This window comes from Pseudoxanthomonas sp. PXM02, from assembly GCF_014851805.1.
Classification (GTDB): domain Bacteria; phylum Pseudomonadota; class Gammaproteobacteria; order Xanthomonadales; family Xanthomonadaceae; genus Pseudoxanthomonas_A.
In genome coordinates, this window is the sequence record NZ_JACVAK010000005.1 from 44670 (window position 1) to 59584 (window position 14915).

At 64.9% G+C, this 14915-nt stretch carries 10 protein-coding genes; 7 read left to right on the top strand and 3 right to left on the bottom strand.

Going from position 1 to position 14915, the window contains the following annotated elements:
* Nucleotides 1–67: 67 nt before the first annotated feature.
* From IB225_RS18545 to IB225_RS18575, 7 genes are all read left to right on the top strand, one after another.
* Nucleotides 68–3043 (top strand): TonB-dependent receptor, encoded by a 2976-nt coding sequence (locus IB225_RS18545; protein WP_192313844.1) that lies wholly within the window; start codon nucleotides 68–70, stop codon nucleotides 3041–3043.
* Between the two features lie 93 nt (nucleotides 3044–3136).
* Nucleotides 3137–4777, top strand: a complete 1641-nt coding sequence (locus tag IB225_RS18550; protein ID WP_225584078.1) for a glucoamylase family protein — start codon at nucleotides 3137–3139, stop codon at nucleotides 4775–4777.
* A gap of 81 nt (nucleotides 4778–4858) precedes the next feature.
* Nucleotides 4859–6139, top strand: a complete 1281-nt coding sequence (locus IB225_RS18555; RefSeq protein ID WP_192313850.1) for a sugar ABC transporter substrate-binding protein — start codon at nucleotides 4859–4861, stop codon at nucleotides 6137–6139.
* A complete protein-coding gene (locus tag IB225_RS18560; RefSeq protein WP_192313853.1) occupies nucleotides 6136–7020 on the top strand; it encodes a sugar ABC transporter permease in 885 nt (294 codons plus the stop codon). Before IB225_RS18555 ends, IB225_RS18560 begins: the two co-directional genes overlap by 4 nt.
* Complete coding sequence (locus IB225_RS18565; protein WP_192313856.1) at nucleotides 7017–7838, top strand: carbohydrate ABC transporter permease; 822 nt, start codon at nucleotides 7017–7019, stop codon at nucleotides 7836–7838. Before IB225_RS18560 ends, IB225_RS18565 begins: the two co-directional genes overlap by 4 nt.
* A gap of 61 nt (nucleotides 7839–7899) precedes the next feature.
* Nucleotides 7900–11025, top strand: coding sequence for a discoidin domain-containing protein (locus IB225_RS18570; RefSeq protein WP_225584110.1), 3126 nt, complete (start codon nucleotides 7900–7902; stop codon nucleotides 11023–11025).
* A gap of 149 nt (nucleotides 11026–11174) precedes the next feature.
* Nucleotides 11175–11843 (top strand): hypothetical protein, encoded by a 669-nt coding sequence (locus IB225_RS18575; protein WP_192313862.1) that lies wholly within the window; start codon nucleotides 11175–11177, stop codon nucleotides 11841–11843.
* Here the strand turns inward: IB225_RS18575 and IB225_RS18580 are convergent.
* The 3 genes from IB225_RS18580 to edd form a co-directional block, all read right to left on the bottom strand.
* The gene (locus IB225_RS18580; protein ID WP_192313866.1) at nucleotides 11824–12129 is read right to left on the bottom strand and encodes a hypothetical protein; all 306 of its coding nucleotides are present in this window, start codon (nucleotides 12127–12129) and stop codon (nucleotides 11824–11826) included. The genes IB225_RS18575 and IB225_RS18580 overlap by 20 nt on opposite strands.
* A 23-nt stretch (nucleotides 12130–12152) precedes the next feature.
* Nucleotides 12153–12809, bottom strand: coding sequence for a bifunctional 4-hydroxy-2-oxoglutarate aldolase/2-dehydro-3-deoxy-phosphogluconate aldolase (locus tag IB225_RS18585; protein ID WP_192313869.1), 657 nt, complete (start codon nucleotides 12807–12809; stop codon nucleotides 12153–12155).
* A 150-nt stretch (nucleotides 12810–12959) separates the two neighbouring features.
* A complete protein-coding gene (gene edd, locus IB225_RS18590; RefSeq protein WP_192313872.1) occupies nucleotides 12960–14870 on the bottom strand; it encodes a phosphogluconate dehydratase in 1911 nt (636 codons plus the stop codon).
* Between the last annotated feature and the right edge of the window lie 45 nt (nucleotides 14871–14915).

Below are 14915 nucleotides of genomic sequence, written 5' to 3' on the forward strand. Positions count from 1 at the left end.
GGGTTGTAATCGATTACAAGCGGCATCAAGCCGATACGCAGTACATCAATCTTTGGAGGGAGAGCCAATGAAGCAGCACAACCGCACCACATTCCGACCCAACCGCAAATTACTGTCATGCGCCCTGGCCAGCTGCCTGGCGATGGCCGCGCCGCACGTGATGGCGCAGTCGACGTCCGCCACGCTGCGCGGTGCAGTCACCGCCGATTCCACGGTCACCGTGACCAACGTGGACACTGGCCTGACCCGCACCACGAAGGCGGCGAACGGCAACTACAACATCGGCGGTCTGCCGCCGGGTACTTACCGGATCGAAGTTAACGCCGGTGGACAGACCACAAGCCGAGCCGTGACGCTGGCCGTGGGTCAGACCGCCACGCTGAACTTGCAGGACGCGCCGCCGGTGTCCGCGCCGACGGGTGATGCGACTACGCTGGATACGGTGCGCGTGACCGCGCCGTTGCTGGTGGAGACCAAGACGTCGGAAGTGGCGACGTACGTCAGTCAGAAGCAGATCGACTCTTTGCCGCAGAATTCGCGCAACTTCCTGGCGTTCGCCGACACTGTGCCGGGCATGCAATTCATCTCCAGCGTCAACGGCGACGAATCGCAGCTGCGCAGCGGTGCGCAGAGCTCCAGTCAGATCAACGTATTCATCGATGGCGTGGGCCAGAAGAATTACGTCACCCCAGGTGGTATCACTGGACAAGATGACAGCCGTGGCAATCCGTTCCCGCAGTCCGCGATCGGCGAGTACAAGGTCATCACCTCCAACTACAAGGCGGAGTACGACCAGATCAGCAGCGCGGCGGTGACCGCAGTGACGAAATCGGGCACCAACGATTTCAGTGGCAGTTTCTTCTGGGATCGCACCTCCGACGATTGGCGTAAGGCGACGCCACGGGAAGAGGCCGCGGGCGCCAAGACACCGGAGACCACCGAACAGTACGGCGTTTCCTTTGGTGGCCCCATCATCAAGGACAAGCTGCACTTCTTCGTGTCGTACGAAGCGAAGGACTTCGTGATTCCGGCGGACATCATCCCGCCGAACCAGGTGAATCCCGGCACGCTGCCGTCATCGATCACGTCGCAGTACGTCAGCGCGACGCGGCCCTTCAATCAGGACCTCTACTTCGGAAAGCTGAGCTGGCAGGCTTCCGACGCCCACCTGATCGAGCTGACGCTCCGTCAACGTGACGAGATCGGTACGCTGGACATCGGTAATCAGGATTCGGTCAGCCGCGCCACGCAGCTGGTCAACGACGAGACCCGTTACGACCTGCGCTCGGTTTACTCGGCCGAGAACTGGATGAACGATGCGCACATCACGTTCGAAGAGTCGGCGTACAACCCGCAGCCGTTGACCAAGGCGCCGAGCAATGCGTACACGGTCGTCAATCCGAGCGACCCCGGAAACCTGTCGCTGATCGTGCTGAACACGGGCGGTGGCGGCAACTTCCAGGACAAGGGCCAGGAAGGCTGGGGCATCCAGAACGACTTCACGTTCTACGGATGGGAACGGCACACGATCAAGGCCGGCGTGAAGTACAAGGACGTGGAGCTCAAGGCGTTCCAGCAGTTCCCGCCCTATCCGCGCTACTGGTACGACGTCAACGAAAGCCTCACGCAGCCCTACCGGGTCCAGTACACCACGCCGTTCACCGGCCGTACTCCCTTCATCGAGTCCAACAATCGCCAGTTCGGCATCTACGTGCAGGATGACTGGGAAGTCACCGACAAGCTGACCCTGAACTTCGGCATCCGCTGGGACTACGAGCAGACCCCGAGTTACACCGACTACGTGGTGGATCCGGGCATCGTGACGGCATTGCGTGGCTGGACCAACATCCAGAACACCGATTTCGACGTGGAGGACTACATCAGCAACGGCTCCAACCGCGATGACGACAAGAACAATTTCGCTCCGCGCTTCGGCTTCTCCTACGATCTCAATGGCGACCAGCGCCACGTGATCTTCGGTGGTGCCGGCCGCGCGTACGACCGCAATCTGTTCGACTACATGGCGAGCGAGTATTACTCCGGCGCATTCACCACCTACGAGCTCAACTTCGCCACGCCCATCCATGGATGCAGCGGAACGAGTTGCATCGCCTTCGACCCCGCGCTGCTCACGCCCGAGGGGCTCGCAGCTTATGCCGCAGCCAATCCCCGTTCCGGTGGTGAAGTGCGGTTGTTGAACAATGATCTGGAGACACCGTACTCCGACCAGTTCAGCATCGGCATGCGCAATGCGGTGACCTTGTGGGGCCAGGACTGGAACACGTCGGCGACGATCTCGCACATCCGCGGCCACGACGGCATTTACTTCCGTCTCGGTAACCGCTACTCGGATGGCCGGTACTACAACGTTCCCGGCGCGACCTGGGGCGGTCAGCCCTGGGGCCAGACCATTCCAGGATACGGCTCGCTCATTCTCGGCGACAACGGCATCGAAACCCGCCTGAACTCGTTGCTGCTTTCGATCGACAAGCCGTTCACGCAGGCGTCGGGCTGGGGTTTCACCCTGGCGTACACCTACAGCGACGCGGAGGAGAACCTGATCGACTCCGCGCAGAATAACGGCAATTTCGTGGGCGACTATCCTGTCATCCCCGACGAGTTGATCACGTCGACCGGCGTGCCGAAGCACCGGTTGGTGATGTCGGGCATCTTCGACCTGGGGTGGGACGTCACGCTGAGCAGCAAGCTGACGCTGGCCAGCCAGCGTCCTCGCTATGCGATCAACTGCAACAACACGACCAGCTTCGACAACTGTTTCTTCGATCCCTTCGAGCCGGAAGGAACGCTGGGTTACAAGCAGTTCGATCTCGCGCTGGAGAAGCGTTGGAGCACCGGCACCGATATCGGCTTCAAGGTCCGTGCCGATCTGATCAACGCGTTCAACTGGCGTAACTGGAACCAGTACGCGGATTGGCGCGGAGGTCCCGGCGAAGTCGTGCCGGACAGCTTCGGCCGCCGCAACGGCACCGAGATCCTGTGGCCGACGCGCACGTTCAAGTTGTCCTTCGGCTTCGACTGGTAATACGCACCCGCCCTCGGGCGACGCCTCCGGGCGTCGCCTGACCGGCGGGTTTGTTTGATGCACCTCTGTAAACGGTTACAACGGGAAAACGTTTTGAACAAGATCACCCCAGCCCCGCGCTCGTCCTGGTTCATCGGCGTTGCGCTGACTCTGTTGATCGCCGGTTGCCAGAAAGCGCCGGAAGAGAAGGCGGCGCCCGTCGCCACCAAGCCGGCGGCACCTGCCCCCGCCGTCGCCAAGCCGGAGCCGCCGGCGAAGCCGGAACTGCCTCCGCTGTTCCGCGACATCGAACGCCGCACGTTCCAGTTCTTCTGGGATACCACCAACGAAGCGAATGGCATGACGCCGGATCGCTATCCGTCGCGTCCGTTCGCCAGCATCGCGTCGATCGGCTATGCGCTTACCGCGTATCCCATCGGCATCGAGAACGGCTGGGTCAGCCGCACGCAGGCCGTCGATCGCACGCTGACCACACTGAAGTTCCTGCGTGATGTGCCGCAGGGACCGCAGAAGGAAGGGAAGGGCGGGCACAAGGGCTTCTATTACCACTTCCTCGACATGGATACCGGGCAGCGCTTCAACTCCTGGGTCGAACTGTCCAGCGTCGACACCTCGCTGCTGCTGATGGGCGTGCTGTTCGCGCAGTCGTACTACGACCGTGACGACCCGCGCGAGCGCGAGATCCGCTGGATCGCCGACACCATCTACAAGCGCGTCGACTGGACCTTCCTGCAGCAGAACAAGCCGCTGATCTCGATGGGCTGGTTCCCCGAGAGCGGCACGATTCCGCACGACTGGAAGGGCTACAACGAAGCCATGATGGTCTACATCCTGGCGATGGCCTCGCCGACGCATCCCGTGGGCCAGGACGCGTGGGAAGTCTGGACGCGCAGCTACAGCGAACTCTGGGGTGTGTTCCAGGGGCAGGAGTACCTGACGTTCGCGCCGCATTTCGGCCACCAGTACAGCCACGTCTGGATCGACTTCCGCGGCATCCAGGACGCGTACATGCGCGAGCGCGGCATGGACTACTTCGAGAACAGCCGTCGCGCCACGTACGCCCAGCGTGCGTACGCGACCGAGAACCCGATGAAGTGGAAGGACTACGGCGAGAACGTCTGGGGCCTGACCGCGTCCGATGGCCCGCAGCAGACGCTGCAGGAGTATCGTGGCGAACAGCGCCCGTTCCGCCACTATTCCGCGCGTGGCGCCGGCTTCCGCGAGAACTTCGACGACGGCACCATCGCGCCGACCGCCGCCATCGCGTCGTTGCCGTTCGCGCCGGAGATCGTCATTCCGGCCACCGAGGAGATGCATCGCCGTTATGGTGACTATCTGTATTCCAGCTACGGCTTCCTGGATTCGTTCAATCCCAGCTTCGACTACGACATTCCGCTGAAGACAGGACGCATCGTGCCGGGCAAGGGCTGGGTGGCCAGCGATTACATCGGCATCGACCAGGGCCCGATCCTGGCGATGATCGCGAACTACCGGAACGACTTCGTCTGGAGCGTGATGAAGAAGAATCCGTACATCCGCGATGGCCTGAAGAAGGCCGGCTTCCAGGGCGGCTGGCTGGATGCGAAGACAGAGAAGGCGGCAGAGGGCGCGGCCGCGGCGCCGATCGCGCCACCGGACCTCGACGCGGCGGCGGCACGTGCACTGGGCACAGCGGAATCGCGCGCCAACCAGGCATCACAGCCCGAGGCGGCGCGACCGCAGCAGCCAGAGTAAGCTGCCCGCATGGATCGGCGTGCGCCAGCAGGAGTCTCTCCGGCACGCATCAGGGTCTTCTCCGGTGGAAGGAGGGCCCTGATGCGCTGCTCTTCTCTTGCGATCCTGTTGTTCGCATTGGCGATGGTCGGCTGTACGCGCACGCAGGACGACCGCACTACCGTGCGGTTCTGGGTGATGGGCTACGAAGGCGAAGTCGTCGCCAGGCTGCTGCCCGAATTCGAACGCCAGCATCCCGATATCCATGTCGACCTGCAGATCGTGCCGTGGCTGTCCGCACACGAGAAACTGCTTACCGCGTTCGCCGGCGAGTCGTTGCCGGACGTGAGCCCCATCGGCAACACCTGGATTCCGGAGTTCGCCGCGCTCGGTGCGCTGGAACCGCTGGACGATGAAATCGCCGCGACACCGGGCTTCGACCAGCCGGACTTCTTTCCCGGCGTGTGGGACACCGGCGTGATCGATGGCCGCGCGTACGCGGTGCCGTGGTACGTCGAGACCCGGCTGCCGTTCTACCGGCGCGACATGCTGGCCAAAGCCGGTGTGAAGACGTTGCCGGCGAGCTGGGACGAATGGCGGACCGCGATGCGCGAGGTCAAGCAGGTCGCGGGGCCGGGCAACTACGCCATCCTGCTGCCGCTCAACGAATTCGAACCGCTGCTCAGCCTGGCGATCCAGCAACCGGAACCGTTGCTGCGCGACGACGGCCGCTACGGCAACTTCCGCAGTGCAGGCTTCAAGCAGTCGCTCGGGTTCTACAAGGAAATGTTCGACCAGCAGTGGGCGCCGGTCGTCACCAACAACCAGATCTCCAACGTGTGGGACGAATTCGGCAAGGGCTTCTATTCGTTCTACATCTCCGGGCCCTGGAACATCGCCAAGTTCAAGGAGCGCCTGCCGGCCGCGCAGCAGAAGGACTGGATGACGATGCCGCTGCCCGGTCCGAATGGTCCAGGCGCCTCCCTCGCCAATGGCACCAGCTTCGTGGTGTTCAAGGATTCGCCGAACAAGGACGCCGCTTGGCAGTTGATCGCCTGGTTGTCGTCACCGAAGGTGCAGGCGGAGTTTCATGCGCTGACCGGCGATCTGCCGCCGCGCCGATCGCCATGGCTGACGCCTGCACTGGCAGACGATCCGTATGCCAAGGCTTTCCGCGAGCAACTGGAACGTGCGGTGTCCACGCCGAAGGTGCCGGAGTGGGAGCGCATCGCCACCGAGATGCGCCTGGTGGGCGAGCAGGTCGCGAACGGTCGGCTGACCGTCGATCAGGCCGCCGAAGAACTGGACCGTCGCGCGGACCGCATCCTGGAGAAGCGTCGCTGGATGCTCGACCAGGCCGCGAATGCGGGAGCCGCACCGTGAGGTCTTCGCATTCGCTTGCCGGCTGGCTGTTCGCCGCGCCTGCGCTGACCGTCATCGTGCTCTTCTTCGGTCTGCCGGTACTGGCGGCGCTTGCGTTGAGCCTGACTGACTTCGACATCTACGCGCTGGCCGACATCGGCAACCTGCGCTTCGTCGGCTTCGACAACTACATTGGCCTGCTGCAGAACCCGATGTTCTGGAAGTCGCTGGGCAACACGGTGTACTTCGTCGTGGTCGGAGTGCCGCTGTCGGTGACGCTGTCGCTGGGCGCGGCAATGCTGCTGCATTCCAAGCTCGGCCGCTTCAAGGGCTTCTTCCGCACCGCGTTCTTCGCGCCGGTGGTGACCACCGTGGTCGCGGTCGCGGTGATCTGGCGCTATCTGTTCCACACCAAGTACGGCCTGGTGAACTGGGGGCTGTCGTGGGTCGGCATCGACCCGATCGACTGGCTTGGCGATCCCGCGTGGGCCATGCCGACGATCATCCTGTTCGCCGTGTGGAAGAACTTCGGCTACAACATGATCATCTTCCTGGCCGGCCTGCAGAGCATCCCCGAAGACCTGTACGAGGCCGCGCGCATCGACGGCGCCTCGCGCTGGGCGCAGTTCCGCCACGTCACCCTGCCGCAGCTCGGCCCGGTGCTGCTGCTGGTCGGCATCCTGACCATGGCCGGCTACTTCCAGCTGTTCGCCGAGCCCTATGTGATGACGCAGGGCGGTCCGTTGGAAAGCACCAAGAGCGTGCTCTACCTGATGTACGAAGAAGGCTTCAAGTGGTGGAACCTCGGCAACGCATCCGCCGTGGCGTTCCTGCTGTTCGTCCTGATGACGGCGGTGACCAGCGGGCTGCTGTGGTTCGCCCGCAAGCGGGGCGTGGAATGAACCAGCGTCTCGCCGCCATCGTCGTCAACGCGCTGTTGGTCGCACTCGCCTTCGTCAGCATCGGACCGCTGCTGTGGATGCTGTCGGTGTCCTTCATGCAGACCGGCGAGGCGGGCCACTTCCCTCCGCCGCTGCTGCCGTCGGCGCCGACGCTGGACAACTACCGCGAACTGTTCGTGCGCGCCGGCATGGGCCGCTACCTGTTCAACAGTGTCATCGTCTCGACCAGCGTCATGCTGCTGTCGTTGCTGTTCAACACGATGGCCGGCTATGCGTTCGCCAAGCTGCGCTTCAAGGGGCGCGATCGCACCTTCCGCGCGTTGCTGGCCGCGCTGGTGATTCCCGCGCAAGTCGCGATGATGCCGCTGTTCCTGCTGCTCAAGCAGATGGGCCTGGTGAATACCTACGCCGGCGCCATCGTGCCCGGCATGGCGGCGATCTTCGGCATCTTCCTGGTGCGCCAGTACGCACGCTCGATTCCGGACGAACTGCTTGAAGCCGCGCGCATCGACGGCGCCAGCGAGGCGCGTATCTTCTTCCAGATCGTGCTGCCGGGATTGAAGCCCATCCTGGTGACGCTGGCGATCTTCAGCTTCCTGGGCGCATGGAACGATTTCATGTGGCCGCTGATCGTGTTGAGTGACGATGCCCTGCAGACATTGCCGGTCGCGCTGGCGGGCCTGTCGCGCGAACACGTGATGGATTACGAACTGATGATGGCCGGCTCGGTCGTCACCATCCTGCCGGTGCTGCTGCTCTTTCTGGTCTTGCAGCGCTACTACATCCAGGGCCTGTTGCTGGGCAGCGTGAAGGGCTGATTCCTTCCCGCTGCGGCCTTTAGCCGGAGACGAAAACATGCTGTCGACCCTTTCCCGCCGGATGGCCGGGGTGATGTTGCTTCCGCTGGCTGGCGTGGTATCGGCAGAACCGGTGCGCGTGCTGGATGCCTTCGACAATGCCGCCACATGGCGCGTGGTCACCTCCAACCAGGTGAGCGGAGCCATCCGTCTGGTCGATGGCGTGCAGGGGAAAGGTCTGTGCCTGGACTACGACTTCAACGGTGTGTCCGGGCACGCGGGCATCCAGCGCGATCTGCCGCTGGACTACCCGGCGAACTACCAGTTCGGCTTCCAGTTGCGCGGAGATTCGCCACGCAACGACCTGCAGTTCAAGGTCATCGATGCGAGCGGCGACAACGTCTGGTGGGTCAACCGGCCGAAGTACGACTATCCGACGGCGTGGACGCCGGTGCGCTACAAGCTGCGCCACATCGACAAGGCTTGGGGGCCCGATCCGGATCGCGTGCTGCGCAAGAGCGCGAAGCTGGAGTTCACGGTCTACAACAACGCCGGCGGCAAGGGTTCGGTCTGCTTCGATGAACTGACGTTCCAGCCGTTGGCAGTGGATGACGGCGCACCGTTGACGGGCAAGGCCAGCGCCTCCGTTGCGTTTCCCGCCGGTGGCGCAGCGCTGGCCGTGGACGGCAAGACCGACACTGCCTGGGCTGCCGACCTTCAAGGCGAGCAGGATCCGCAGTTGACGCTGGACCTGGGCAAGGTGCGCGAGTTCGGAGGCCTCGTGTTGCGCTGGAAGCCGGGACAGCACGCATCGGACTATCTGGTGCAGTTGTCCGACGATGGCCAGCGCTGGCGCGATGCGCGCACGGTGGTCGATGGCAATGGCGGCAGCGACTATCTGGCGTTGCCGGAGTCGGAGGCGCGCTATGTCCGCGTGACGCTCGGCGACGGTCCCGGACGTTCGTTCGCGCTGGCCGAGCTGGAAGTGAAACCGCTGGCGTTCGCCGCGCATCCCAATGACCTGATCAAGGCGATGGCGGCCGAGTCGCCGAAGGGCTGGTTCCCGCGAGGCTTTAGTGGCGAGCAGCCGTACTGGACCATCGTCGGTCTCGATGGTGGCCGCGAGCAGGGGCTGATCGGTGAAGACGGTGCCATCGAGATCGCCAAGGGCGGCGTCAGCGTGGAGCCCTTCGTGCAGGTCGATGGCCGCTGGATTGGCTGGTCGGACGTGCAGGCGACGCAGTCGTTGCAGGACGGCTATCTGCCTATTCCGACCGTCGCATGGACACACGCAGATTTCGCGCTGTCCACCACCGCGTTCGCGGCCGGCAAGCCCGGCGACTCACGCGTCGTCGCGCGCCACCGTCTGACCAATACCGGCAAGGTACCGCGCGAGTACGTGCTGGCACTGGCCGTGCAGCCCTGGCAGATCAACCCGCCCAGCCAGTTCCTCAACACCACCGGCGGCTTCAGTCCTATCAATGATCTTGCGGTGCGCGATGGCGTGGTCAGCGTGAACGGGCGCGCCAGCCTGCGCTTTGCCAAACCCGACGCGGCGCTGGCTTCGCGCTTCGATGAAGGGCTGGTACGCGAGCGGTTGGCGTCGGTCGACGAGGTATCAGGCAGCGCCGACGCACAGGTAGGCGGCGAGCCCACGGGTCTCGCCTCTGGCGCCGTGCTGTACCGGATCACGCTGGCAGCGGGCGAAAGCCGCGACATCGATTGGGTCGCGCCCTTGGAGGGCACGCTGCCTGCCCGCATCGACGCAGACCGGGACCAGCAGGCCACTGCAGCGCTCTGGCGCAGCAAGCTAGGCGAAATGAAGCTGCAGGTGCCTGCCGAAGGCCAGCCGGTCGCCGACACGCTGCGCACCGCGCTGGCGCACATGCTGATCTCGCGCATTGGCCCGCGCCTGCAGCCGGGTACGCGTTCGTACTCGCGCAGCTGGATCCGCGACGGCGCGATGATCTCCGAAGGGCTGCTTCGCCTCGGTCGCCCCGAGGTGGTGAAGGAATACGTCGAGTGGTACGCGCCGTACCAGTTCAAGAACGGCAAGGTGCCGTGCTGTGTCGATGACCGAGGCAGCGATCCGGTGCCGGAGAACGACAGCCACGGCGAGCTGATTTTCAACGTTGCCGAGTATTACCGCTATACCGGCGACAAGGCCTTCCTGCGCAGGATGTGGCCGCACGTGCAGGGCGCGTTCGCGTACATGGAAGAGCTGCGCCTGAGCGAACGCACCGAGGCCAACCGCGCGGTCAACGCGGCGTTCTACGGCATGATGCCGGCCTCGATCAGCCACGAAGGCTATTCGGCCAAGCCGATGCATTCGTACTGGGACAACTTCTGGGCGCTGCGCGGCTACAAGGATGCGGTGGAAGTCGCCGATGCGCTCGGCGAAACCGCCGCGTCGAAGCTCATGGCCGCCTCGCGTGACCAGTTCCGCGATGATCTGTATGCATCGCTGCGCGCAGCGACGCAGTTGCACAACATCAGCTATCTGCCGGGCGCGGCGGAGATCGGCGACTTCGATCCGACGTCGACGACCATCGCGCTGGCCCCGGGTGGCGAGCAGGGCAAGCTGCCTGCAGACCTGTTGAACGGGACGTTCGAGCGTTACTGGACCGAGTTCGTGCAGCGCCGCGACGGCAAGCGCGAGTGGAAGGACTACACGCCGTACGAATGGCGCAACGTCGCCGCGTTCGTCCGGCTGGGCTGGCGCGAGCGGGCGTGGGACGTGCTGGACTTCTTCTTCAAGGATCGGGCACCGCAGGCCTGGAACCAGTGGGCGGAAGTGGTCTCGCGCACGCCGAGAAAGCCGTTCTTCGTCGGCGACCTGCCGCATGCGTGGGTCGCGTCGGACTTCGTCCGCTCGGCGCTGGACATGTTCGCCTACACGCGTGAGTTGGATGACAGCCTGGTGCTGGCCGCCGGCGTACCGGCGAGCTGGCTGGACGGGCAGGGCATCGCCATCGATGGCCTGCGCACGCCCAACGGTGTACTCGGCTACGCGCTGCGCAAGCAGGGTGATGAGGTCGTCCTCGATGCGAAGGCCGGACTGAAGCTACCGGCCGGCGGCCTGGTACTGCCTTGGCCTTACGAAGCCGCGCCTGGCGAGACGCGCATCAACGGCAGGCCGGCGCAATGGAAGGATGGCGAACTGCGCATCACTACGCTGCCGGCACGCGTGACGATCAAGACACGTTGATCGTTCCTTGAACTCGTAGAGCGGAGCCTGCTCCGCTTCTTCGACTTGGCCTGAGCGCGGACCGGTCGGCCGAAGCTGCGCAAGCTCGGCTCTGCGTCGCGGCATGGGACGGAGTACATTGCCGGGCATCGTCCTGCTCCGTCGCCGCCATGGTCGCTGATAGCGCGCGCATCCCGCTCTGGCCTTTGCCGTTGCTGCTGACGCTGCTGTTCCTCGTCGCCGCGCATGCGGCCTACCTGCTGTCGATCCAGGGCGGCCATGTGCCGGCTTGCATTCCTTACGTCGACGGCTGCGTATCCATCAGTCGCGCCGCGCGCCACGGGTGGGGCAATCACCTGTTCCAGCTGCTGGTCCTTCCATGCGCGGTGCTGCATGCGCTGGTGTGGTGGCTGGCCAGGCATTGGCTGCGCGGCGGTCGCGTCATGCTGGCGCTGGGCGTGTTGTCGGCCATCGCGCTGGCGGTGTACGCGACGTTCCTCGGCACCGAAGGTGAGGCGTATCGCTTCCTGCGGCGTTATGGCGTGGTGGTGTACTTCGGCTTCGGCTATCTGGCGCAGCTGGCGCTGATGCGGCGCGCGTCGTTGACGGAGGCGCTCGCCGCAGGCGTCATCGCGGCGATGTCGTGGATCTCGATCGCGATGCTGGGACTGGGCGTGGCGAACGTCGTGGCCGGCTTGGTCGTCGACGATCCGTCAGCGAAGGACCGCTGGGAGAACGTCTTCGAATGGTGGCTGGGACTGCTGATGGTGAGCTGGTATGCCGTGCTGGCTCTCGGCTGGCGACGTCAGAGTGTTGGCATCAGGTTACAAGCTGACTGAGGATGCTCAGATCCAATTGCGCGCGGCGAGTGGGATCGAACGCCGAGGCTGGGATTTCAATGGCGCCGAGCAAGCGGATCGCCTTTTGATCCAGCCCTGCCCACGATCCGCACAGGTCGGCGGGCGCCAAGGACGGCATCAGGTACACGTTGTATCGGTTGCCGTAACCATCAAGCTGATCGTCGAATGGGCAGTCGAGCAGGTAAGACTGCTGGCCGTCTGACGTGTAGAGAATCCTGGGTTGGTCCCAGAAATCCCGATATTGAAAGGGATGCCAGTTCGTCACCGCATGGTCTCCGGAGGTGCGACTCAGCCACGCACCCGTTGCACGATGCCCGCCGCTTTCGCGGAGCTCTCGGTGACCTTGTCCCACTCACCGTTTTCCAGCCAGTTCTTCGGCACCATCCACGAGCCACCGATGCAGACCACGTTCGGCTGCGACAGGTAGTCGGCCGCGGTGTCCTCGGTGATGCCGCCGGTGGGGCAGATCTTCAGTTCCGACATCGGACCGGCCAGGCCTTTCAGCATTGCCAAGCCGCCGACGGCAGTGGCGGGGAACAGCTTGCAGACGCGGAACCCGCGTGCCATCAACGCCAGCAGTTCGGTCGGCGTGGCGGCACCCGGCACCACCGGAATGTCGGCGGCGGCCAGCGCATCGGCCAGCGCCGGCGGCGTGCCCGGGGTGACCAGGAAGTCGGCGCCCGCATCGATGGACTGCTTCATCTGCTCCGTGGTCAGCACCGTACCGGCGCCGATCACGATGTCGGGCAGTTCCTTCTTCAGCATCGCCAGCGCTTCCATCGCCACCGGCGTGCGCAGCGTCAACTCGATCGCCGGCAGACCGCCCTTCAACAGCGCCTCGGACACCTTGCGCGCCTCGTCCAGCGTGTGGACGGTAACGACCGGCAGGATGCCGGCGGCGCGGAGGAGGGATTCGGCTTTCTGCTGGCGGGCTTCGATGGTCATGGTGTATCGGTCTGTTGGAGTGAGCCCCTCTCCCATCGGGAGAGGGGTTGGGGAGAGGGGCGACGAAGGTCAGGATAGTTCAACCTCACCCTGACGCTCGCCCCTCATCCGCCCTTCGGGCACCTTCTCCCGAGGGGAGAAGGGAAAAGCTCAGGCATCCTTCGCCTCATGCGGTGCTTCCGCTGCATGCGCTGCATCGCCGAGTTCGTATTCCGCATCGTATTCCCACGTGCCATCGTGGTACGGCAGGCCGCAGGAAATCGACATCGCGCCACGGTCTGCGGGCGTGACCACGTCGCGACTCACCGCGAACAGGTTGCGGCCCAGATCAAGCGCGGCCGGCGACGTATTCGGTGCGATCTCGCGCGCCGCCCATTCCTGCGCATCGACCAGCGCTTCCAGCGTGCCGGCTTCGGCGTCCAGGCGAATGATGTCGCCTTCACGCAGTTTCGCCAGCGGACCGCCGCGTGCGGCCTCCGGGGTCAGGTGGATGGCGGCGGGAATCTTGCCCGACGCGCCGGACAGGCGGCCGTCGGTCACCAGCGCCACGCGGCGGCCCTGGTTCTGCAGCAGGCCGAGCAGCGGAGCGAGCGAGTGCAGTTCCGGCATGCCGTTGGAACGGGGGCCCTGGTAGCGCACCACCGCAACGAAGTCCTGCGGCAGCGCGCCGGCGGCATGCAGCTTGTTGAGTGCGCGCGGATCGTCGACCACCACCGCGGGCGCCTCGATGTAGCGGTACTCCGGCTTCACCGCCGAGGTCTTGATCAGCGAGCGGCCGAGGTTGCCGCGCAACAGGCGCAGGCCACCCTGGCTTTCGAACGCACGCGATACAGGACGTGCGACCTCTTCGTCCGCACTCTCGGCGATGCCGGGCGCGTAGGCGAGCTTGCCGTCCTGCAGGCGCGGCTCATCGCAGAACGCACGCAGGCCGCCGGGCACGATGGTGGTGATGTCGTGCATCAGGCCGGCGTCGAGCAGTTCGCGGAACACGAACTGCGTGCCGCCCGCCGCAGCGAAGCGGTTCACGTCGGCTTCGCCGTTCGGGTACACGCGCGCCAGCAGCGGCACGGTCTGCGACAGCAGGTCCATGTCGTCCCACGTCAGCACGATGCCGGCCGACCGCGCCACGGCGATCCAGTGGATGGTGTGGTTGGTCGAACCACCCGTCGCCATCAGCGCCGCCATCGCATTGACGATGGCACGCTCGTCGATCAGGCGACCGATCGGACGGTAGTCGTCACCGAGGGCGGTGATGGCCAGCGCACGCTCCGCTGCCGCGCGGGTCAGCACGTCGCGCAATGGCTGGTCGGGATTGACGAACGAAGTGCCAGGCAACTGCAGGCCCATCGCTTCCAGCAATACCTGGTTGGAATTGGCGGTGCCGTAGAACGTGCAGGTGCCGGCAGCGTGGTAACTCGCGGCTTCGGCTTCCAGCAATTCCTCGCGCGTGGCTTCGCCTGCGGCGTAGCGCTCGCGGACTGCGGCCTTTTCCTTGTTCGGAATGCCGGGCGACATCGGGCCGGCCGGCACGAACACCGCGGGCAGATGGCCGAAGGCCAGTGCGCCCATCAGCAGGCCCGGCACGATCTTGTCGCACACGCCCAGGTAGAGCGCGGCGTCGAACATGTCGTGGCTCAGCGAGATCGCCGTGGCCTGCGCGATCACGTCGCGCGAGAACAGCGACAGCTCCATGCCGGGGCGGCCCTGCGTCACGCCGTCGCACATCGCCGGCACGCCACCGGCGACCTGCGCCGTGGCACCAAGGTCGCGTGCGACCTGGCGGATGATTTCGGGGTAGTGCTCGAACGGCTGATGCGCCGACAGCATGTCGTTGTAGGCGTTGATGATGCCGAGGTTGGGCGTGACGTCCGCGCGCAGCCGCCCCTTGTCGGTGGGACCGCAGGCGGCAAAGGCGTGCGCGAGGTTGCCGCAGCTCAGGCGTGCGCGTTGCGGACCGTCGCGGTGGGCGGTATCGATGCCGTCGAGATAGGCGCGGCGCAACGGGGCACTGCGCTGGCGGATGCGTTCGGTGACTTCCTGGATGCGGGGGTGCAGGCTCATGGGCGTAGGGCTAGGCTGCAGACGCTGTCATTCTGCATGGCGTGG